Below are 21,378 nucleotides of genomic sequence, written 5' to 3' on the forward strand. Positions count from 1 at the left end.
GGGAGTGGTGAGTGGTGAATATTGAAATTCCCTACTCCCTACTCCCTATTCCCTATTCCCTAATTACCTAATTCCTTAACGTATTGCTCGTAGAACTCCAAAGCAACCTTTTCAATCACGTCGTAAGCTTCAACAGTCTTGATTCCAGCTTCTTGCAATTTTTCTTGAGGACAGTTACCAATCTTGGAAACTAAAACTGCTTTGCAATCTGCGATCGCTTTCATAATATGCTCAAAGGAAGCTTCTTCGCTGTATCCACCTTGGCAGTACTGGTCAATTTTGCGATGGCTGACAAAGCGAACTTCGTCCCCACCCACTTCGTAAATTTGGAATTCTTTCGCATGACCGAAGTGTTGGTTAACCAATCCGCCGCCTTTGGTTGCTACTGCAACTAAGATTTTCGGACTGTTGGCAAATTTCTTGCCGGCAAGCGCCTTATCTTTGGCTACTTTAAGTTCTTCTTTAAACTTCTCAATTCCTTCGTGAACGGTAGCGCGTTGCTCCATGTCATATTCTGGAGTCATTTCCAAGAATTTCTCTTTAGAAAATTCTTGGCTGCGGTCTTCTCCCAATAATCCTACTGCATCGGCGCGGCACTGGCGACAGTGGCGCATCATTTTCATGTTACCGGAGCAATTGTCTTGAACTTCTTTGAGTTCTTTGGGTGTGGGGCCGCGTTGACCGATTAAACCAAAGTGTGTGCCATGTTCTGGTGCAGAAATCAATGGCATGATGTTGTGCAAGAATGCACCTTTTTCACGAATGACTCGATTCACTTCGACTAAGTGATGGTCATTAATTCCGGGAATCATCACGGAGTTGACTTTGCACAAGATGTCAGCATCTTTCAGGGCTTGCAATCCTTCCATCTGTCTTTCGTGGAGGATTTTCGCACCTTCAAGACCTCTGTAACGCTTGCGTCTGTAGTGAACCCAAGGATAAATCTTAGCACCGATCTCTGGATCTACCATGTTAATGGTGATCGTAACGTGATCTATATTTAATTGTTTAATGCGATCGATGTAGTCAGGCAGCATTAAACCATTGGTTGATAAGCACAGCTTGATGTCTGGTGCTTGTTCTGCAATCAACTCAAATGTGCGGAAAGTCTTTTCTGGGTTTGCCAGAGGGTCGCCAGGGCCGGCAATTCCCACAACTGTCATTTGGGGAATCTTGCCGCCAATGACCAAAGCTTTATGTGCAGCTTGTTCTGGTGTTAGCAATTCGCTAACTACTCCAGGACGGCTTTCGTTAGCGCAATCATATTTGCGGTTGCAATAGTTGCATTGGATGTTGCAAGCGGGAGCAACTGCAACGTGCATCCGGGCGTAGTGGTGATGAGCGTCTTCGCTGTAGCAGGGATGTTTAGCAATGCGTTCTTGGAGCTTTTCGTCCCTTTCCACGGTGGCGCTGCTGGTGCTGTCGCAGCCGCAACCACCGGATTTTGCTTGGGTTGTCGATTCCGTAGCGTTGGAGTTGAGGAGTCGTGTAGACGGTGATGTCATTGAGTTTCGCAAAAGGTCGGTGGACTTGGCTGCCACTGTGGGAGATGTTGTTGCTACTCTCTATGCCCAGAATTGAAGTCGCGTCTTCCACACTGCCTGCAAACCCTTGGGTTCGGGTAACTTGTTTTCAAGTCAGGCAGGCAATAGATATCTGATGTTCGGCTGGTGTGTGTCAACGTTCGGTTCTTGGGTAGAATTTGTGCTTACAGCCGCGACTTCTTTTCACTTCAGGCATGGTGCTGTGTCATCCCTCCACTCACCCTTCGCTTTGTTTTGTTTCAGAGCGTTAGGTGATTGGCGATATAAGATTTATAGCAGCCGTCTCCCAGCCAGATGTTGCGTCTCTCTAGGATAGAATTTATTGGATTTATTACTTTTGTACTCAAATACTAAAAACCCTAATTCTTCAAGCATTACAAGAATTAAAAAAGTTTTTTTCGGGTAGGGGTTCTAGTATTTTTTGGTTGGGGTTCTAGTGTTTATAGATAGGGGTTCAGGATTTATTTGTACTCAGCTACAACCCAATCCCAGCAAAGAATTTAATCTACTTGCAACTGGATTTTGGTTATTTAAATGTGTACTCACATTGCCCTCAATTTGCGTCAAAAGCAAGAAATGCCAAGGGTTTGACGGTGAAAAACTGAAGTAATCTATATTGTCTTACTCCATAAAAAAAGCGAAATTGAATTCTGTATCTAACATATCATTTTTTTGAGGGTAAAAATGCACTTCATATTCTTTTAATTTTTCTTTGACCCTTCGACTTCGCTCAGTGTTAACAATGATGTTCAAGTAAGCCTTGAAGCCTTGTCTGGTAAGCCACATAAGCTAATGGAAATAGATGTGTTGCTGCACATAATTTTCAAAAAAATTAACTTTTAACTCCTTTTTTTTGATTCCCACAATGAGGAGATGGGTAGGAAACTCTCAGATTTTGTGTTTGAGAGAAACAACAAACTATAATCTAACATGATTGAGCGATCGCAATGAATTTTCTGAATTGCTCATTACAAACCTTAGCAAAAAACCTAACCCGCTAACCCCCTTCCCGTGTCGGGAAGTGGGAAAATTCAAAGTCTCTCTCCTAGAAGGAGAGAGAAATAGAAGTGAGGTTTTCCCGATAACCTGAATTCTCAGAGTGTCATTTAGCTACAATCAAACCAAGCCTGAAAAAATCTTAGTTATGATAGCCATCCCCCAACAGCCGCTAGAAATGACCGTTGAGGAATATCTCGAATGGGAACCTCAGCAAGACCTTCGCTACGAATATGCCAATGGCGAAGTATTTGCCATGACAGGCGGTACAATTCCCCATAACGACATTGCACTTAACTTGTACACTGCCTTACGCCCTCATGTGCGTTCCAGAGGTTGTCGAGCGAATGTGTCAGACGTGAAAGTGCAACTTACTCCTCAGAGCCGCTACTATTATCCTGATGTTATTGTCAGTTGCGACCCTCAAGACCTCAATGCCCGCAAATTTATTCAACATCCCAAGCTAATTGCCGAAGTTCTTTCGCCAGGTACAAGCGCTAAAGATCGGGGTGAAAAATTTACTTATTATCTGACAATACCCAGTTTGCAAGAATATATCTTGATTGACTCGGAAAAAATCTCCGTTGAGCGTTACTGTCGGGGTGAGGGTAGGATGTGGCTTTACTATCCCTACACGGCTTACGATATCATCACTCTATCAAGCATTGAATTTGAATGTCCGATTGAACTACTGTATGAAGATGTTGTATTTACCACTGAAGAATAAAGAGAATACGCTCTTTAAGCAACTGCATAACCTGTGTAGGGTCTTAACTCCGGTGGACGAAAGCCAAGGACGATGTGTTCTTTAGGAATTCCAGCCCGTTCTAAATCGGCGGCAATGCCTTCTTCAGTGCCATCCCGTTGAATCCAGATTTTGCCATTAATCAGGTCAATATGAACCAATACAGTTCAGTTAAGCCCAAAAACCTTGGTAAAGACGCGAAATTTCGCGTCTCTACAGGTCTAAAATTAGTACCAAAAATCCTTAACTGAACCGTATTGCAATATGAACCAGACAGCCATGAATGCGGCGATCGCGTAGCCTGCCGTAGGCATTCGCCATCCCAACCTAGATCCATCCACAAATAGCGATCGCCCAGCCCGTCGTAGACATCGCGGTTTCTAGTTGATTGCAGGACAATAAGCCAAAAGCAGCACAGGTGACTCAATTTTTGATTTTGGCTAATAAAATTGTTCTCGCGTTTAAATTCCCTTATTCTGGGACTATTTTAAATTTTGGATTTTAAATTATTCAATCCCTTCGGGTTCAGCAGTCGCTCATGGGGGAAACCCCCAAGACCGCGCTGCTTCACCAAAATCCAAAATTTAAAATCTAAAATTCGTTGAGTAGTGCTACTTGACTTCTATAAACGATATTGAGTTATCGAAGTCAGCTCCAATAGATTTATAATCACCAGCACTAAACTCACGGCATCGACCACCAGTTTCATTTTGGCAGAGACGTACCACTCTACCTGGCGGTACACTTAAGGAGCTAATAGCGTCATTACCAACAACATTTAAGTCACCTTGGATGGCTTTGTATACTCCTGAAATTGCAGGAAAAGACTGGGAAAGTCCAGCCAAATTAGGATCTCTGTAGACCTTAACCTGTGCTGGCGGCGTGTAAGAGAGCTTGTAGATAGTACCACTGTAGTCATCCGAAATTAACAAATTACCTTGCAGATCGACTACCATATCCACCGGTCGCCCCCAGACTTCTTCCGTTCTTGGAATTAGCCAACCGTTGACTAAATCCATCTCCTCCCCTAGAGTCTTTGTCGTATTGTTCCAGGGAAAGTAAGCTATTTTATAGCCCGTTTTCTTCTGCCGATTCCATGAACCATGTAGCCCCGTCACTGCCCCACTTGAGTACAGGCTGGGAAACTTGGTATTTTGTAAGAATGTTAGTCCCAAGGGAGCCGAATGGGCTTGAATACCCTTGTTAATCCTGTCCATTGCGTTGCAATTAACACTTCCATCACGATTGAACTGATAGTCGCGGTCAAATGGCATATTGTTGAGGCCAGTTGACGTATCAGGATTGGGGTTGCAGAATGGCCAACCGTAGTTACCGCCATCTCTGACTTTCGTAAACTCCTCTGGTGGGTGGTTGTCTACGTAAGAGGGAATAATCTTACCGTAATTGCCACTGCTATCGTTGAACGGATAGGCGATGTTATCTCGATTATTAACGACTACCCAAAGGTCATTTGTGCCAGGTAAGAATGCTAATCCTTCGGCATTACGTAAACCTTGGGCAAAAAGCCTCTGATTGGTTCCATTAGCGTTGTACTGGTAAATCGCACCGCGCTTTGGGGTACTGACAGTATCTTCTTTGCAGGCATTGCACGTAGAGGCGATCGACACGTACAGTTTGTGATTGGCATCAAGGGCGATATTTTTTAATTCGTGACCATAAGCACCTTTGAGTTCCCGTGTGCTGCTGTCTGGTAAACCAGTTACAACGATTTGGCGATTTTTGGCGATTCTATCTCCAGATTTGTAGATGAAGCGGTTAATTTGATGAGTCTCAGAGATATAAACGTATGTGGTGTTGTCAATCTTGTGAAACACAATGTCGTGTGGTTTGCGTAGACCTGTCACGAAATCAGAAATAATTGGGTCTTTGCTGCCATCTGGGCGGACAAGTAATACTTTACCTGTACTAGGTTGTGATACTAAAAGATCCCCATTGGGAGCAACTGCCATAAAGCGAGCTTTGTTAATGCGAGCATAAACAGAGATGGAGAAATTGGGCGGCACTTTCAAGTAACGGTTGATGTTAAAGGGCGCAAAGTTCATTGTACTAGGCACTTTCAGCTTAGTTTGAACAGAGGCAGCAGGCGGTTGACCGATCGCTGCGGTGGTAAGAACCTCTAAGGACATCAGACTCAGTAGCGATGCGGATAGTATGCCTCTAACTATCTGTATTGGTTTTAAAGCAAATGCAACCATTTTGAACTTTCCTCTAGCCTTGTAGTGATTTATATTACGCAGAACACCCGGCTAGCTGATTCTACCCGGAGTTTGAATAAAGTTAACTCAGGGGTACTAGTTTTTTAAAGTACTTAAGAAGTATTCATATACTCTTATTATTCTTAACTAATCAACAAATGGGTGAATCGAAAGCTATAAACAAAGGCAGAGCGATCGCTCTTTCCAACCAAAAAATTCCTCAAAATTAACGGAATTATCACCTCCCTATCTACGCCCAAAACCATTGTACAGAGCGTCTTAACGGCGTTATTTCCAGGTCAAAAAGCCAAATTTGTGTTTGAAAAAACCAAGTCTTCAGCGTTGGTTTTTTTCAAAGAATGAATTGAATCTAGTAAAATTACTATAGTTATTCATGGCACATATCACTTACAGTAACTGGCGGCAGATCATGGTTGTAGTAAAAGTGAGTGTGCAGTGGGGAAATTGCGTAGGCGCAGCCCGCACTTCGGCAAGCTCAGTGACCATCGTAGACATCGCACTTAGCAATTGATCTAAAAAAACAACGCCAAACCTAACCCCCTTCCCGTGTCGGGAAGGAGGAAAATTCAAAGTCTCTCTCCTTTTAGGAGAGAGATTTAGAGAGAGGTTCTTCAAATACCTGCGATATTTCTGCAATAATCCTGAAATCTGGAAACATGACTCAAGCTAGTGTATATACTCGTAATCAAAATCTCAACAGAAGCGAGTATTATGCTGGACTGGTTAACTATTTGGGGTGTAACTCAGGCCGCCGGATTGATTTTTAAACCCATTCTGGAAGACTTAGCCAAGGATGCTGCTAAAGATTGGGCTAAAGATTTATTAAAAGGCATTCCTGGCAAGATTTTCCAGAAACTTAAGCAGGAAGACATAGAAATTGCTGCTGGTAAAGCCTTAAAAGAATTTTTGCAACTCATGCAGCAGCAGTTAAAGGTTCGTTGCAAACTGGCTGAAACTGAGATTAAAGAGTACACCACAGACATCCAGAAATTTATCAGCGATAAGTCGGTTACAGAAATTCTTGGTAAAGCTTTTGATATTAATTGTGAATCTCTCGACGCTAAAACCCTAGAAGATAGTTGGAACAGGCTGCAATTAAAACCTCTGCCACCTAAGTTTAACTGGCAATCAATTACAGAACAGTATTTAACACAAGTCCAAGAGCTTCTTTTAGATTCAAAAGAGTTACACCATATCCTAGAATTACAAAAGTTATCTGATATTGAAATAAATACCAAAGAGATTGCTGGTGTTATTGTAGATTTTAATTTAGTTAAATATCAAGAAGGAATCTGTGAACGCTATGGCAATGTCAAGTTAGACAGCTTAGATACTAGCGGCTATGCCTATAACGAACTTAAATTATGGCGGATTTTTACTGCTCAAAATGTTCGAGAAACTCATCAAGTTTTAGCACAAGTTCACGAACTGCCTAAAGAACATCTTAGACGGCTGCGAGAAACTGACCAAGTAGAAGCAGAAGTGGAATTAGAAGAATTAGAACGCCACAAACGGGTTTATTTTGAACAGCCGATCCGTTCAGTTTTAGATGTTGTCAATAAAAAGCAAGATTATAAACATCTTGTGATTTTGGGCGATCCTGGTTCAGGTAAGTCTACATTGTTGCAATTTCTGGCTTTGAATTGGGCTGACTCACCACTGGATAATGTTATCTCATTACCAATTCCGTTGCTAATTGAGTTACGCACTTATATGCGGCGACGGGAAGATAAAGAGTGCAATAATTTTCTAGAATTTTTTCATCAATGTAGTGGTGCTGTTCATCATCTCAATCAGCTTGAACTAGATAAACAATTAAAAGCTGGTAATGCCTTAGTGATGTTTGATGGTTTGGATGAGGTATTTGACCCTGGTAAGCGAGAGGATGTAATTACTGATATTCATCGCTTTACTAATGACTATCCTGATGTGCAGGTAATTGTCACATCTCGGATTATTGGCTATAAACCGCAACGATTGCTTAATGCTGAGTTTCGCCACTTTATATTACAAGATTTAGACTCAGAACAAATTCAGGATTTTATCAACCGTTGGCATGAGTTAACTTTTACCGATGCAGTAGATAAACTGAGAAAACGGGAACGGCTACAAAGAGGAATTGCAGCTTCCAAATCTATTGCAGAATTGGCGGGAAATCCTCTGCTGTTGACGATGATGGCAATTCTTAATCGTAATCAAGAGCTACCAAGAGATAGAGCCGAGCTTTATAATCAAGCATCGCGGGTACTGCTGCATCAATGGGATGTGGAACGTGCTTTGATGGAAGATAAGAGATTAGACCCCAAAACTATTGATTATAAAGATAAGCAAGCGATGCTGCGTCAGGTTGCTTATCTTATGCAAACTGGTGAGAAAGGTTTGGCAGGTAATTTGATTAATGAAAATGATTTAGTCAAAGTTCTGACTGATTATCTCAAAACTATAGAATTTGATAAACCCAGAGAAGCTGCGCGGGTGATGATTAATCAACTGCGGACTCGCAACTTTATGTTATGTTTCCTGGGTGCGGATTATTATGCTTTTGTGCATCGGACATTTTTAGAATATTTCTGTGCTTGGGAGTTCGTCTGGCAGTTTAAAGAAACGCAAACGCTGACTATTGAGGAACTTAAGAATGAAGTTTTTGGCAAACACTGGCAAGATGAAAGTTGGCATGAAGTATTGCTGCTAATTGCGGGAATGATTGAGGCTAAATTTGTTGGAGAGATTCTTGATTATTTAATGGCGCAAAATGGCGAAGAGGAAAAGTTTGTTAATCTTTTTTTAGCGGCTAAGTGTCTTGTAGAGGTGAGAAATCGCTCTGCGATCGCGTCAACGGCTAATAAATTACTCAACCAACTAAAAGATTTAACTAAATATGACCTCTGGTACTATTATGACCTCCACCCACTTATTTATAGAGAAGAAATTAAGCTAGTTAAAGAGATTCGCACTCAAGCAGTTACAGCAATTGCAACGACCTGGCAAGAATCTATCGACACCAAAACCTGGCTCAAAAAACGTGCTACCCAAGATGATGACAGTGATGTACGACGTGCAGCAGTCCAAGAATTAGCGAAGAACTTCAAAGATGACCCCAACACCAAAACCTGGCTTAAAGAACGCGCTATTCAGGATGATGACAGTGATGTACGACGTGCAGCAGTCCAAGAATTAGCGAAGAACTTCAAAGATGACCCCGACACCAAATCCATCCTCAAAGAACGCGCTACCCAGGATGAGCATGAGTATGTGCGACGTGCAGCAGTCGAAGAATTAGCAAAGAACTTCAAAGATGACCCCGACACCAAATCCATCTTCAAAGAACGCGCTACCCAGGATGATGACAGTGATGTACGACGTGCAGCAGTCCAAGAATTAGCGAAGAACTTCAAAGATGACCCCAACACCAAATCCATCCTCAAAGAACGCGCTACCCAGGATGATGACAGTGATGTACGACATGCAGCAGTCCAAGAATTAGCGAAGAACTTCAAAGATGACCCCAACACCAAATCCATCCTCAAAGAAAGTGCTATCCAGGATGATAGCTGGGTAGTGCGACGTGCAGCAGTCGAAGAATTAGCGAAGAACTTCAATGATGACCCTGATACTAAAACCTGGCTTAAACAACGTGCTACCCAGCATGATCATGAGTATGTACGACGTGCAGCAGTCGAAGAATTAGCGAAGAACTTCAAAGATGACCCCAACACCAAAACCTGGCTCAAACAATTCGCTATCCAAGATAAGAACTGGTTTGTGCGAAGTGCAGCAGTCGAAGAATTAGCGAAGAATTTCAAAGATGACCCTAACACCAAAACTTGGCTCAAACAACTTGCTACCCAAGATTATGATAAGTATATGCGATGTACAGCAGTCGAAGAATTAGCGAAGAACTTCAAAGATGATCCTGACACCAAAATCTGGCTCAAACAATGCGCTACCCAAAATAGTGACAACAATGTGCGAAGTCCAGCAGTCAGAGAATTAGCAAAGAACTTCAAAGATGACCCCGACACCAAATACATCATCAAAGAACGCGCTACTCAGGATGATGATCGAGTTGTGAGAGGTGTAGCAGTCAAAGAATTAGCGAAGAACTTCAAAGACGACCCCGACACCAAATCCATCCTCAAAGAACGCGCTACCCAGGATGAGCATGAGTATGTGCGACGTGCGGCAGTCCAAGAATTAGCTAAACATTTTAAATATCAGCTTGAGTTATTTGACATCTACTACCAGTGCGTTGTTAATGATCCTTTTAAGGATAGCCATGATTCCCCCTATAACCCGAACCCTCGGCGCATTGCACTGGAGATAATTATCAAGCAATTTCCTCAGCATCCTCAGACTTTAACACTGTTGCGCGATCGCACACAAAATGACCCAGATGAGCAAGTGCGGGAATTTGCTCAGAAGAAGTTGGCACAATTAGAGAAGTAAAAGAGTTGCAAAAATATGAATAACACAGAAGTTCGTCAGCAAATCAACCAATATTTAGATGTATTATCTTCAGAACGCTTACAACTGGTTGCTTATTTTTTAGCATATCTAGCAGATAAGAAGAGTGAAGATGCTACCCAAGAGTTACTTGATATCCCTGGATTTATTGAATCATTTGAAGAAGGTAAAAAAGATATTGCTGAAGGTCGGGTAAAAAGCTGGAGAACAATTCGGCATATCAGATTCTATTAGTCCAGTAATTTGGTTGATGTTGAAGGTGCATGACTGCAACTATTAAAATTTGCTGCTCTCTGATGGCATAAATGATTCCATAAGGAAAACTAGCTACGCGGCAGCGTCTTGTATTCTTTGATAATTGAGTCCATGCTTCTGAAAACTGTTCAATACGACTTATAGCTAGTTCAACTTCGGCAAGAAATGCGTCCCCCATCTCGCGGCTAATATTGTCATAGTAAGCAACAGCATCATCTAATTCTTTTTTGGCATCAGGATGAAAATCATAAGCCATTACTTACTCCTGGAACGCAGTTCTCGCAACACCTGTTCACCAGAAATTAGAGTAACTTCGCCTTGTTCAACGGCTTGAAATCTTTTCTCTGCTTCCTCTGCCCACAGAGTATCAATTTCTAATTGATTTTCAGCATCCAGACTTTTAAACAAATGTTCAGCAAGCATTGCTCTTAACCCTGGAGGTAATGACAATGCAGCATCGAAGATTTCATCATAGGTGTTAACCATACTTTTTCAGATTTAGTAGCAGGTTATTTCCATTATAAAAGTGGCGTTGTAAATTAGTAAAATTAAATAAAAATAGGTAATCTTATGACTACATCTGTAAATACTACCAAAGTCTACGACGAAATTATAGAGTTTATTGCTGCTGGAACTACTCCCCAAAGCGTTATCGATTTCAAACTCTCGGATGCAGCCAAAGACCGTTTAGAGGATCTTGTTTACCGCGCAAAAACTGAAGGTCTTACAGGAAGTGACCAGCGAGAGTTAGATCATTTCCTCACGCTAGAGCATATTATGCTACTAGCAAAAGTAAGAGCTAATCAGTACATCAGCGTGGAGTAAGTATTTAAAATGTCTCGTCCATATATTAATGCAGAATTGCGGCGTTTAGTTAGCGATCGCGCCGAGCATATTTGCGAGTATTGTCTTATTTCTGAAGTAGATAGATCATCAGGTTGTCAAGTTAACCATATAATCGACATCAAACACGGCGGCGCTACAACAGCAGATAATCTCTGCTATGCCTGTATTTTCTGTAACCTGCAAAAAGGAACGGATTTAGGCTCAATTAATTGGCAAACTGGCGAACTTGTGCGTTTTTTTAACCCACGCAGAGACTTTTGGGGTGATCATTTTCGACTAGATGAGGCTGTAATTCAGCATCAAACAGATATCGGTGAAGTGACCACACGTATCTTAGATTTTAACAGTGACGATCGCATTATAGAACGACAAGCTTTGATTGCATCTGGTCAGTATCCCTCAGCATCAGCGCTAAAACAGATAAAAAAATAGGTTATGATGTAACGTTGCGTAGGTTTTGCCTAAAAAATCGCTTCGGTGTAGGTTGGGTTGAGGAACGAAACCCAACATTTTTGGGTTTTGTTGGGTTTCACTTCATTCAACCCAACCTACAAATTTTCTAAAACTGATAAATAAATAGGTTATGATGTGCGATCGCATCCACCAATGGGAATTATATACTTAGCAACTATTGCTACCTCATCATTAGAACTCCCAAGGTAAATATACAATGTCCTATCAAAATATTGCAGCCGCCCTTTCGCCACAAGATATCCAAGAAATCAAAGCCGCGCTACAGACAGTCCAACAAAAGATGCCCTTTCTAATTACTCTCAGCACTGAAGAACGACGCAAGTTAGTAAAAATGGGCGATAAAAGCCTAGCCTTTGTAAACAATAGTGTTACTGCTGCTCAGTCTAACCGCGAAATTCTTCCAGCCACTTTTGACGTTGAAGAACTTGTCCGGGATTATCAATTAGCCACTGCGCTTACTGAACTTTTAATCTCAGTGCAGCAACTCGCCGAACAGGTAGATGATACTCTAATGGCAGTCGGTAGTGAAGCAATGACTAGCAGTTTAACAGTTTATGACTACGTAAAGACAGCATCGAAAAAGACTCCAGGCTTAAAAACTGTCGCTGAACAGTTGGGTGAACGTTTTAAAGCTATCAAAGGTAGACCAACTAAAGCTGCATCTGGTTCTTGAGTCTTTGAACTCCATTAATGAGTCTTTGAACTCCATTAATGAGCCTTTGAACTCCATTAATGAGTCTTTGAACTCCATTAATGAGGCTTTGAACTCCATTAATGAGCCTTTGAACTCCATTAATGAGTCTTTGAACTCCATTAATGAGGCTTTGAACTCCATTAATGAGTCTTTGAACTCCATTAATGAGGCTTTGAACTCCATTAATGAGTCTTTGAACTCCATTAATTGACTTAGAAGCAATTATAGAGTTTCTCTGTTAAGTGCAATATAGACCTAACCCCCAGCCCCTTCCCTTGTAGGGAAGGGGAGTAAAATTTAAAGCCTCTCTCTTTTTAGGCTACGGTGTATACATAAGTCGAAAAATTCTCTACTAAATCACAAAGACGGGATAAATCGCCGTCTGTACAATAATTAATCCTTTGTCTTGACGGCGATTTATCGCGTCTTTTAGCTTAACCGAACCGTATTGAGAGTGAAACTGTCACACTTACCGATATCCCGCCCAGAACTGAAGTTGAGGGCTGATAGCCCAAGTCCACTTAAGTGGACTAATTAATCATTTAGTCCACTTGAGTGGACTTTAGCTATGAGACTCGGAATTCATTCCGAGGCGGGATAGAAACGCAGTGCCAGTATATTTGGTTTTGTTGATTTCTAGCCAGTTGCAGAGCGGTAACTCAACTCTGTTGAGCGCTGTATCAATTATGTAGAGCTATTCTACAGCACTCATTTGGCAACTGGCATAGCTGGGACATCAGAAGCGGAAAGTTTTACCTTATCCCTCGTACAACTTCTTCACTGTCCCTTTGTGTTGATATCTCCATTAAAACTGCAACTCGAAGTCATGAAATGCCAAATTGCCAAAATTGCTGAGGGCGGTATTTCATCCCCATATTCTTTTCCTGGAACAGCTAATCTTCGCCCAAGATTTGCCACTATACACGTTAACTAAGCTGTGATACCTGAAGTTACAGAGATGTCACAGAAGGCTCTTGCACTCTATCGTTAACAGTTGTTGGTTCTACAAAAGCTTCTCGGCCTGTAATCAATCTAGAGCGACGATTACGAGTGATATAATTCCACGCCCACTGAAATACTACTAGTAATTTAGTGTCAAACTCGATTAAGAAGTAGATGTGAACTAGTAGCCAAAATGCCCAAGCAATGAAACCTGTGAGTTTGACTAAGCTTAAATCTACAACAGCTAAATTTTGCCCAATCATCGCCAAACTACCCACATCGTTGTAATGAAATTGTGGCAAAGTCTTACCTTGAAGCCGTCGTCGAATTAGTTTACCGACATACTCTCCTTGTTGTTTAGCTACGGGTGCAACACCAGGTAAAGGTTTAGCATCTTGATGGGAGAAGTTGGCTAAATCTCCAATTACGAAAATGTTGTCATAACCCTCGATAGACAAGTCAGGTTCTACAATTACCCGCCCAGAGTAATCACGCTCTACACCTGTAGTTTCTGCTAAGACTTTGCCCATTGGGGAACCTTGAACACCTGCTGCCCACAAGATAGTTTTTGAGGCAATTTCTGTAAATTTATTGTCTTGTTTGAAAGTAACAATATCACCTTCAATATTTGTCACCCTGGTGTGAGTGTGGAGTTCTACACCCAACGTTTGCAAAGATACTGCTGCTGATGCCGATAACTCTGGAACCATGTGTGGGAGGATGCGAGGGCCCCCTTGTAATAGGAAAATTTTCGTTTCTGAGGTGTCGATGCTGCGGAAATCTTCTTTGAGAGTTTTGTATGCCAACTCTGCGATCGCACCCGCTAATTCTACACCAGTCGGGCCACCCCCTACAATTACAAAACTCAACCAAGCCCGGCGTTTTTCAGGATCAGTTTCTTTTTCTGCTGCTTCAAATGCGCCAAATATCCGGCGACGCATTTCTATGGCATCTTCCACAGTTTTCAAGCCAGGAGCAACTTTTTCCCAGTGATCTTTACCGAAGTAGGAATGGTTCGCACCTGTAGCAATGATTAATGTATCATAAGGTACTACTTCATCACCCAAAATAACTTGTTGGGCTTTCGGATCAATTTCACTTACTTCTCCCAACAACACCTTGGTATTTTTGCTTTTCTTAAATACAGATCGCAATGGTGCAGAAATATCAGAAGGTGATAGCGTACCTGTAGCAACTTGATATAAAAGCGGCTGAAATAGGTGAAAGTTGCGTTTATCAATGAGAGTAACATTTACATTCGCTGCATTCAAAGCCTTTGCTGCATACAATCCACCAAAACCACCACCAACAATAACAACTTGATGTGGTGCTTTATTCTCTAGTGAGACTGCCATAATCAATATTTCCTTGTGTTAAGAAGCTGTAACTATTCTTAACAAAGATGTAACAGCATTATGATAGAGGTTGCTGTTTATTTAGAACAATTGAAAAAATAATGAAAGTTACTAATGAGTCATTAGCGAACTCTAAGAAATAAATTATTCTGTTTGAAGTTGCTGACGGTTGACGGTTGACGGTTGACGGTTGACGGTTGACGGTTGACGGTTGACGGTTGACGGTTGACGGTTGACAGTCATCAGTCATCAGTCATCAGTCATCAGTCATCAGTCATCAGTCATCAGTCATCAGTCATCAGTCATCAGTCATCAGTCATCAGTCATCAGTCATCAGTCATCAGTCATCAGTCATCAGTCATCAGTCATCAGTCATCAGTCATCAGTCATCAGTCATCAGTCATCAGTCATCAGTCATCACTCATCAGTCATCAGTCATCAGTCATCAGTCATCACTCATCAGTCATCAGTCAAGACATCTATATAATAAGATATTCACTATGAGCCATAACTATATTTGGAAACGTATATATACATACAGACAGCAAATCCTAAAAGAAAATAAAGAAACCTGTTTTTCGCCTAACCAAATAATAGGATACTAATAGTAGTAGCATATACAGAAAATCAATTTGTAGCCTGATCAAACTCATATTTGAGTGCATCTGAGTACAGCTTAATATATTGCAAAATATCTTGATTAAATCTTTGCAAAGGCTTACAGGTAAAGTTTCTTGTAGCGAACACAGAAATTCTTAAACCCTGACCCAAAAATACTAGTACCCCCATCATTAAATACTAGCGCCCCTAACCCAAGACAAATTTTTAGTTTATCTTGAGTGGGGGTTTTGGCGTTTGAGTACAACCTTAATCAATCCAATAAATCCAATCAGCATTGGGTTTTCTATCGAGTTGGATGTCACCTGATATAAGCATAAAAATAGCAGATGACTCTTTTACCAGATAGACATTACCGATGCAACAGTCTTTAGACAGTATTAGCAATCCCCCAAGTACCAAAACGCAGGATTCTAACCATACATCCATGCTGAAAAATCTTCTCTCTGGCGTTTTTTTTGAGCCATTATTGAGTGATTTTCGCATTATCTTTGAGCGCGACCCAGCAGCACGTAATTGGCTAGAAGTGGTGTTTTGCTACCCTGGATTACACGCACTCTGTTTGCATCGTCTTGCTCACTGGTTACATTGTCGAGGAGTCGGTTTTATCCCCCGCTTAATTTCTCATTTAGGGCGATTTTTGACCGGTATTGAAATTCACCCAGGTGCAGAGATTGGTGAGGGCGTGTTTATCGACCACGGAATGGGTGTTGTCATTGGCGAAACTGCGATCGTGGGCGACTATACACTGATTTACCAAGGCGTCACCCTTGGCGGAACTGGTAAAGAAACTGGTAAGCGTCATCCCACGGTGGGTAAAAATGCAGTGATTGGGGCGGGTGCGAAAGTTTTGGGTAATCTGCAAATTGGCGATCGCGTCCGTATTGGCGCAGGTTCCATTGTCTTGCGGAATATCCCCAGCGATTGCACAGTTGTGGGAATTCCCGGTCGAATTATTTCCCGAAATGAAAACGCCAGCCTTTCTCCTTTAGAACATGGAAAGCTACCCGATATGGAAGCAACCGTGATTCGTTCTTTGCTCTCGCGCGTTGAAGAACTCGAAAAACAACTGCAAATTTTAAAAGTCAAGAGTCATTAGTCATTGGTCATTAGTAAAGGACAAAGGACAAATGACAAATGACAAAGGACAAATGACAAATCACGTTTTGCAGATTCCTTTGAGCGATCGCTGGCGAATCTATCACCGTTTACAAGAGTTAAAAATTAATTGCTCTTGTCCCCCTGATGGTTCTTTACGAGTGCAAGTGAACAATTTGCTCGAAGTAATTCTAATTCGTAGTACAGTTATGCAACTTCTTGCTTCTCGTCACGAATTATTAGAATGGCTAGAGCGTTGCTGGCGTTACAGTGATGAGTCATGATTATTTCAAAAATACCTAATTTAGGCACGATTAATCTTGAATTCATGACGCAAGTACTGGACTTTATCCTTTTTGTTCATAGATGCACAAAGCTCAAATAGGTTTAGAGTTTGAAGTTACTGTCCGCTAGCAGAATTTGTTGCAGACTGAGATGGATTAGACGGGGTTTAGATTTTGTTGGGTCTACTTAATCTGAAACTTCCCTGACATATAGCAACAATTAAAAAGGCGAAATTCCTAAATATAAATTGGAATTTCTAATTTTTAACTTTTTCCCAAATTAAGAAATTGAAAGTTCAATCAACTATGGCGACTCGGAACAGAGATATAAAACTACTCAATTTTTTGCACAACGAACTTGAACTTTCAAATGCCGATATTGCTGTAGCTCTGCGACACCGTGAGTTAGAAAATGGGCCACTACCGATGCTCCTCTGGCAGTATGGTTTAGTTGACTTGGAGCAGCTAGGAAAGATTTTTGATTGGCTAGCAGAACAAAGTTAACTAATTTGTATCCTGTGGCTCTGATTAACATTACCTGCCTAAACTACACACCAATGTACTAGAAAAAATGAGGTTACGAAGATGATTGCATCCTTAATTGCTGGATTCTGTGTATTACTTTGTTCAGGATTTGCTAATAGTTATATTAGCTCATTGCTACTCGAAGATATTTCAACTGACATCGGTAAAAACGATTAGTAAATTATACATTGATTTAGTTCCCTGCCATACAGATGTGATGCTACTAATCGATCAATAATTAAGGATCATGTATCCTACATTATGAATTGTGATATTTTTAGCATTTGCCATCGCTGGGGATTGTAGAGAGAAAGGATATTAAGAATACTTCCAAGAGAGGGATATTTGCAATGAATCAAATCATAATTAATGACACTACACTACGTGATGGTGAACAGGCAGCAGGTGTTGCTTTTACCCTAGAAGAAAAGGTTGCGATCGCTAAGTTTCTTGATGCCATTGGTATTCCCGAATTAGAAGTCGGTATACCAGCAATGGGTGACGAAGAAACGCGAGCGATCGCCGCAATTTCTGACTTGGGTTTACAAGCAAAACTCCTGGGCTGGAACCGTGCTGTTATCTCAGATATTAAGGCTTCTATCGCTTGCGGTCTGAACCGGGTGCATATTGCCATTCCCGTCTCTGGTATCCAAATCGCCGCCAAATTCCACGGTCAGTGGCGAGTAAGTTTGCAAAAACTCAAAGACTGTATCAGCTTCGCCGTCGATCAAGGTCTTTGGGTAGCAGTCGGCGGCGAAGATTCTTCCAGGGCTGATGAAAACTTCCTTTTAGATGTAGCGCTTTATGCCCAAGAATGGGGTGCATCCCGGTTCCGCTTCTGCGACACCGTAGGAGTTCTCGACCCTTTCAGCACCTACACCAAGGTCAAACGGCTGGTTTCAGCTTTGATGATTCCCCTAGAAATCCACACCCACAACGATTTTGGTCTGGCAACAGCCAACGCCCTTGCGGGTATCAAAGCCGGAGCTTTATCCGTGAATACCACAGTCAACGGATTAGGTGAAAGGGCGGGAAATGCAGCTTTAGAAGAAGTTGTGATGGCGATTAAACGCATCTATGGCGTTGATTTGGGCATTGACACCCCCGGTTTGCTGGAACTGTCTCAACTAGTTGCAGCCGCATCAGGAGCTAGCGTACCACCTTGGAAAGCGATCGTTGGCGAAAATACCTTTGCTCACGAATCTGGCATCCATGCTCACGGAGTATTGCAAAACCCCATTACCTACGAACCATTTGCACCTGAAGAGGTGGGTTGGGAACGGCGTTTAGTATTAGGTAAACATTCTGGACGGCATTTAGTTGCTAACTTGCTAGAACAGCATGGAATTTTCTTGAACTCTCAAGAAACCCAATCTGTTTTAGATGCAGTGCGCCATCAATCGGTACAGAAAAAACGCAGTTTGACGACAGAAGAATTGTTGAATTTGGTCAGAGAACAGAGGTACTCTCATGCAACGCGATGAATTAGAACTAAACTTGCCACCCGCTTTTGAAATTGGTGAAAAAGTCAGAGTTCGTAAACTGCTAAAAAACGATGGTACCTTTCCTGGTAAGGAAGTCGGCCAAGTTTTGGTAAACAAGGGAGATATCGGCTACATAGCGAGTATAGGGACATATTTGCAGACTTCCTATATCTATGCTGTCCATTTCTTGGAAACAGGATTCGTCGTCGGCTGCAAGAAAAAAGAACTAGAATCGGTTGAGGAATCTCATGAAAGTAATGCTACGGATGAATGATGCCGGCACTTTAGTAGTTTACGTTGCTAAAAAAGACCTGGAAGAAGAAGTCGTCAAACAAACCGATGGAAATGATGGCAAGATTCTCACCCTAGCAAATGGTTGGGAATTAGAATTTCGTGATTTGCCAGATAAAGCAAATTTACCCCAAACAGTAGAAGCTAAACGCCTCGCTTAAAAAAACGGGGAGTGGGGAGTAGGGAGTCGGGAGTGAGTGAAATGAGGGGTACAAGGGAGACTAAGCTGTTCCACATTTAAATTGCATAAGCTGGGCGGACTTTTCAGCCTATCCCACAAGAATTATTATATTTAATTCGATTATGCAAATTAGATGTTTTTTAACTTACTAAACCCAATCCCTAATGCCCCATCCCCTACTCCCTACTCCCTACTCCCTACTCCCTACTCCCTACTCCCTACTCCCTACTCCTAACTTTTTATCAATCATGGGTAACAAGTATTTGACGTTATCAGAATTAAACCTTGAGGGACAGTTACTAGGTTTTATTGGTGGTGAACCAGGAAAATATAAATATATGCAATTGGCAGTTCCATCTGGAAATGTGGAAATTAAACTGCCTAAAGAGTTGCGCCGATTACTAAGTTCATCTTTAACTCCTGGTCAGAAAATCCGCGTTTGTGGCCATAGTAAGATAGATTCGCGCACAAGTAAAATTAAAATTAAAGCCTATCGAGTGACACCAATTGATGGGTGTCCAAAACAAGATTTACCACCTCAACCCAAAGCGAGGATTATGGTATGTCAAAAGGGCGGTTGCCTCAAACGTGGTGGTAAAGGGTTATTATCAGAATTAGAAAAAACTTTGTGCGATCGCGGTTTGTTAGACAAAGTTAGTATTGAATATACTGGTTGCCAAAAATGCTGTGGCAGCGCCCCCAACTGTGTTTTGCAGCTTGGTAAAAAGAAATACAAGAATATTCATCCTGATGCGATCGCATCTTTGCTAGAAAGTCACTTAACTTAAGATTAATAAACTTCTCTAGCTATTCTTAAAATAATACATGACTTTGTAGGGGTAAAAATTTATCCCTATTTTTTGTTGGTATAGTATAGCACCCTTGTCAAACTGCGATCGGCTAAGTTATAACTGCTGCACTGCTAGTAATATCGAATACAAACATAACTTATAAAAACCTGCCCTGGCGAATGGAATTCGCGGCTATACAGACAAAACCCACCTCCGTGGGTTTCAAATTCTTAGAGTCCGCGTAGGCGGATTTTGTTTGTGTAGCCGCGATTTCTAATCGCCGGATATATTTGCAAAAGCAAGATGCGCCTCCTAGTTATTGTGTATAACTTTTTTGAAATTACCTTCAATACTTAGAAATAAATGTCTTTGTTTACCAATTTACTCAATCTGCATTCAGGAACTAAACCGCGTGAAGATTTTTTTACTGAGATTGTTGCTTATTTTTTGTCACTGAATAATGATATTTTACTTGGTTGGCTAAAACATCACTCAATAATTAGTGATGATAATTATTCCAGCGTCAAGATTTCAACCCAACAAGAACATCAAGCACTGGCGATCCATACTGAGGATAGTAGACTTGATATTGTAGTTGAACTTTCAACTGGTTTAAATACAGACGTAATATTTATTGAATCAAAAATTGGCGCGAAGGATGGAAATAATGCTTTAAAAAAATATGCTGAGATTTTGAGTAATTTACCAAATGTCAGATATCGAATTTTAATTTACATTACCCGTGATTATGACCCAAAAGAAGAAACAAAAAAGTATTGCCTTGATTTATCACCCAAAGTAAATTTCTTCCAACTCAGGTGGTATCAGTTTTATAGCTTATTGAAAGAATGCGCGTCTGATATCTTAGCCCAAGAAATATTAATCTTCATGAGGAAAAATGGAATGTCTCACACTAATCAATTTTCATCAGTTGACTTATTGACAATGGTAAATTATAACAAAACTCTCCTTCTTATGGAATCAACTCTCAGTGAAGAAGTACAGCAGGAATTCAAGCTAGCTTTTGGAGGTGTTATCAAAGGTGCAGCAAGTAGGACTCAATGGAAATGGGACGAGAGATATATTATCTACACCCACTTTTCTCCCTCAACATGGGACTTATGGTGTGGTGTTGGATACTTTGGTTTAAATCCCAGTAATTTAACTGATTATCCATATTTAGGTATATTTTTGCAGGTTTCTCATAAGTTTGCACAACGCCCAAAAATTATTGAATCAATGCAGAAAGTAATTAACGATAAGCCTAATATATGGACTCCTAGTAATTTAAAAGTTTTGCCAGCATGGTCAGGTATATTTTATCGAAGAAGCTTAAAAGATTTTTTATCTCAAGAAAACCACGTATCTGCTATTAAATTATTTTTCCAAGAGTCAATAAAAGAATTAAAAACGGTTCAGGAACAATATTTTGATTTTCCTTGGAAGGGTGTAAGTATAGAAGCAGCTACAGAACCCGATCAAGAAGAATATCCAGATATATTATTATCTTCTATCGGTGGAGTTTAATCAGCTATAGCTATATTAAGATAAAAA

General features: G+C 41.1%; 22 protein-coding genes and 1 pseudogene. 16 read left to right on the plus strand and 7 right to left on the minus strand.

Features of this window, described 5'->3' with window-relative positions; translation table 11 throughout:
- Nucleotides 1-59: 59 nt before the first annotated feature.
- The gene (nifB, locus tag D1367_RS04905) at nucleotides 60-1,505 is read right to left on the minus strand and encodes a nitrogenase cofactor biosynthesis protein NifB (RefSeq protein WP_181985071.1); all 1,446 of its coding nucleotides are present in this window, start codon (nucleotides 1,503-1,505) and stop codon (nucleotides 60-62) included.
- A gap of 1,183 nt (nucleotides 1,506-2,688) precedes the next feature.
- On the opposite strand from nifB, the gene D1367_RS04910 reads away from it, so the two are divergent.
- Nucleotides 2,689-3,267, plus strand: a complete 579-nt coding sequence (locus tag D1367_RS04910; protein WP_118171120.1) for a Uma2 family endonuclease — start codon at nucleotides 2,689-2,691, stop codon at nucleotides 3,265-3,267.
- A 14-nt stretch (nucleotides 3,268-3,281) separates the two neighbouring features.
- Here the strand turns inward: D1367_RS04910 and D1367_RS04915 are convergent.
- From D1367_RS04915 to D1367_RS04920, 3 genes and pseudogenes are all read right to left on the minus strand, one after another.
- Nucleotides 3,282-3,446, minus strand: a pseudogene (locus tag D1367_RS04915) (element excision factor XisI family protein); the annotation flags it as partial.
- Nucleotides 3,428-3,712 (minus strand): hypothetical protein, encoded by a 285-nt coding sequence (locus tag D1367_RS30020; RefSeq protein ID WP_147337332.1) that lies wholly within the window; start codon nucleotides 3,710-3,712, stop codon nucleotides 3,428-3,430. The pseudogene D1367_RS04915 and the gene D1367_RS30020, both read right to left, overlap by 19 nt.
- 184 nt (nucleotides 3,713-3,896) lie before the next feature.
- Entirely contained in the window at nucleotides 3,897-5,501 is a 1,605-nt protein-coding gene (locus tag D1367_RS04920) for a PQQ-dependent sugar dehydrogenase (protein ID WP_118163853.1), read from the minus strand.
- A 732-nt stretch (nucleotides 5,502-6,233) separates the two neighbouring features.
- On the opposite strand from D1367_RS04920, the gene D1367_RS04925 reads away from it, so the two are divergent.
- Both D1367_RS04925 and D1367_RS04930 read left to right on the plus strand, forming a co-directional pair.
- Complete coding sequence (locus D1367_RS04925) at nucleotides 6,234-9,968, plus strand: HEAT repeat domain-containing protein (RefSeq protein WP_118163856.1); 3,735 nt, start codon at nucleotides 6,234-6,236, stop codon at nucleotides 9,966-9,968.
- A gap of 15 nt (nucleotides 9,969-9,983) precedes the next feature.
- Complete coding sequence (locus D1367_RS04930; protein WP_118163861.1) at nucleotides 9,984-10,220, plus strand: hypothetical protein; 237 nt, start codon at nucleotides 9,984-9,986, stop codon at nucleotides 10,218-10,220.
- Here the strand turns inward: D1367_RS04930 and D1367_RS04935 are convergent.
- Together D1367_RS04935 and D1367_RS04940 are read right to left on the minus strand one after the other, a co-directional pair.
- Entirely contained in the window at nucleotides 10,207-10,497 is a 291-nt protein-coding gene (locus D1367_RS04935) for a type II toxin-antitoxin system RelE/ParE family toxin (protein WP_118163865.1), read from the minus strand. The two genes, D1367_RS04930 and D1367_RS04935, sit on opposite strands and share 14 nt — an antisense overlap.
- Nucleotides 10,497-10,727 (minus strand): addiction module protein, encoded by a 231-nt coding sequence (locus tag D1367_RS04940; RefSeq protein WP_118163868.1) that lies wholly within the window; start codon nucleotides 10,725-10,727, stop codon nucleotides 10,497-10,499. Before D1367_RS04940 ends, D1367_RS04935 begins: the two co-directional genes overlap by 1 nt.
- An 84-nt stretch (nucleotides 10,728-10,811) precedes the next feature.
- Between D1367_RS04940 and D1367_RS04945 the strand changes: the two genes are divergently transcribed.
- The 4 genes from D1367_RS04945 (at nucleotide 10,812) to D1367_RS30465 (ending at nucleotide 12,466) form a co-directional block, all read left to right on the plus strand.
- Nucleotides 10,812-11,066, plus strand: coding sequence for a hypothetical protein (locus D1367_RS04945; RefSeq protein WP_118163871.1), 255 nt, complete (start codon nucleotides 10,812-10,814; stop codon nucleotides 11,064-11,066).
- A 9-nt stretch (nucleotides 11,067-11,075) separates the two neighbouring features.
- Nucleotides 11,076-11,519, plus strand: coding sequence for an HNH endonuclease (locus tag D1367_RS04950; protein WP_118163874.1), 444 nt, complete (start codon nucleotides 11,076-11,078; stop codon nucleotides 11,517-11,519).
- 238 nt (nucleotides 11,520-11,757) lie between these two features.
- A complete protein-coding gene (locus tag D1367_RS04955) occupies nucleotides 11,758-12,234 on the plus strand; it encodes a hypothetical protein (protein ID WP_118163878.1) in 477 nt (158 codons plus the stop codon).
- 4 nt (nucleotides 12,235-12,238) lie between these two features.
- On the plus strand, nucleotides 12,239-12,466 hold the full coding sequence (locus tag D1367_RS30465) for a hypothetical protein (protein WP_181985073.1): 228 nt from the start codon (nucleotides 12,239-12,241) through the stop codon (nucleotides 12,464-12,466).
- Nucleotides 12,467-13,205: 739 nt separating this feature from the next.
- Here D1367_RS30465 and D1367_RS04965 read toward each other — a convergent pair.
- Nucleotides 13,206-14,552 (minus strand): NAD(P)/FAD-dependent oxidoreductase, encoded by a 1,347-nt coding sequence (locus D1367_RS04965; RefSeq protein WP_118163882.1) that lies wholly within the window; start codon nucleotides 14,550-14,552, stop codon nucleotides 13,206-13,208.
- Nucleotides 14,553-14,784: 232 nt separating this feature from the next.
- Between D1367_RS04965 and D1367_RS30470 the strand changes: the two genes are divergently transcribed.
- The 9 genes from D1367_RS30470 (at nucleotide 14,785) to D1367_RS05010 (ending at nucleotide 21,351) form a co-directional block, all read left to right on the plus strand.
- Complete coding sequence (locus D1367_RS30470; protein WP_181985074.1) at nucleotides 14,785-15,039, plus strand: hypothetical protein; 255 nt, start codon at nucleotides 14,785-14,787, stop codon at nucleotides 15,037-15,039.
- A gap of 489 nt (nucleotides 15,040-15,528) precedes the next feature.
- Nucleotides 15,529-16,269 (plus strand): serine O-acetyltransferase, encoded by a 741-nt coding sequence (cysE, locus tag D1367_RS04975; RefSeq protein ID WP_118163890.1) that lies wholly within the window; start codon nucleotides 15,529-15,531, stop codon nucleotides 16,267-16,269.
- A 31-nt stretch (nucleotides 16,270-16,300) separates the two neighbouring features.
- Nucleotides 16,301-16,552 (plus strand): Asr1405/Asl0597 family protein, encoded by a 252-nt coding sequence (locus D1367_RS04980; RefSeq protein ID WP_118163895.1) that lies wholly within the window; start codon nucleotides 16,301-16,303, stop codon nucleotides 16,550-16,552.
- A gap of 306 nt (nucleotides 16,553-16,858) precedes the next feature.
- Nucleotides 16,859-17,056, plus strand: a complete 198-nt coding sequence (locus tag D1367_RS04985; RefSeq protein ID WP_109012176.1) for a DUF2949 domain-containing protein — start codon at nucleotides 16,859-16,861, stop codon at nucleotides 17,054-17,056.
- Nucleotides 17,057-17,427: 371 nt separating this feature from the next.
- Nucleotides 17,428-18,561: a homocitrate synthase gene (gene nifV, locus D1367_RS04990; protein WP_118163898.1), complete on the plus strand. Its 1,134-nt coding sequence runs from the start codon at nucleotides 17,428-17,430 to the stop codon at nucleotides 18,559-18,561.
- On the plus strand, nucleotides 18,548-18,835 hold the full coding sequence (locus tag D1367_RS04995) for a nitrogen fixation protein NifZ (protein ID WP_069070441.1): 288 nt from the start codon (nucleotides 18,548-18,550) through the stop codon (nucleotides 18,833-18,835). Before nifV ends, D1367_RS04995 begins: the two co-directional genes overlap by 14 nt.
- On the plus strand, nucleotides 18,810-19,013 hold the full coding sequence (gene nifT / locus D1367_RS05000; protein ID WP_118163902.1) for a putative nitrogen fixation protein NifT: 204 nt from the start codon (nucleotides 18,810-18,812) through the stop codon (nucleotides 19,011-19,013). The genes D1367_RS04995 and nifT overlap by 26 nt, the downstream gene beginning before the upstream one ends.
- Nucleotides 19,014-19,281: 268 nt before the next feature.
- Nucleotides 19,282-19,821: a (2Fe-2S) ferredoxin domain-containing protein gene (locus D1367_RS05005; protein ID WP_118163906.1), complete on the plus strand. Its 540-nt coding sequence runs from the start codon at nucleotides 19,282-19,284 to the stop codon at nucleotides 19,819-19,821.
- A 366-nt stretch (nucleotides 19,822-20,187) separates the two neighbouring features.
- Nucleotides 20,188-21,351, plus strand: coding sequence for a PD-(D/E)XK nuclease family protein (locus tag D1367_RS05010; RefSeq protein WP_118163909.1), 1,164 nt, complete (start codon nucleotides 20,188-20,190; stop codon nucleotides 21,349-21,351).
- Nucleotides 21,352-21,378 lie beyond the last annotated feature (27 nt).

Origin of the sequence: Nostoc sphaeroides, from assembly GCF_003443655.1 — a bacterium.
GTDB lineage: Bacteria > Cyanobacteriota > Cyanobacteriia > Cyanobacteriales > Nostocaceae > Nostoc > Nostoc sphaeroides.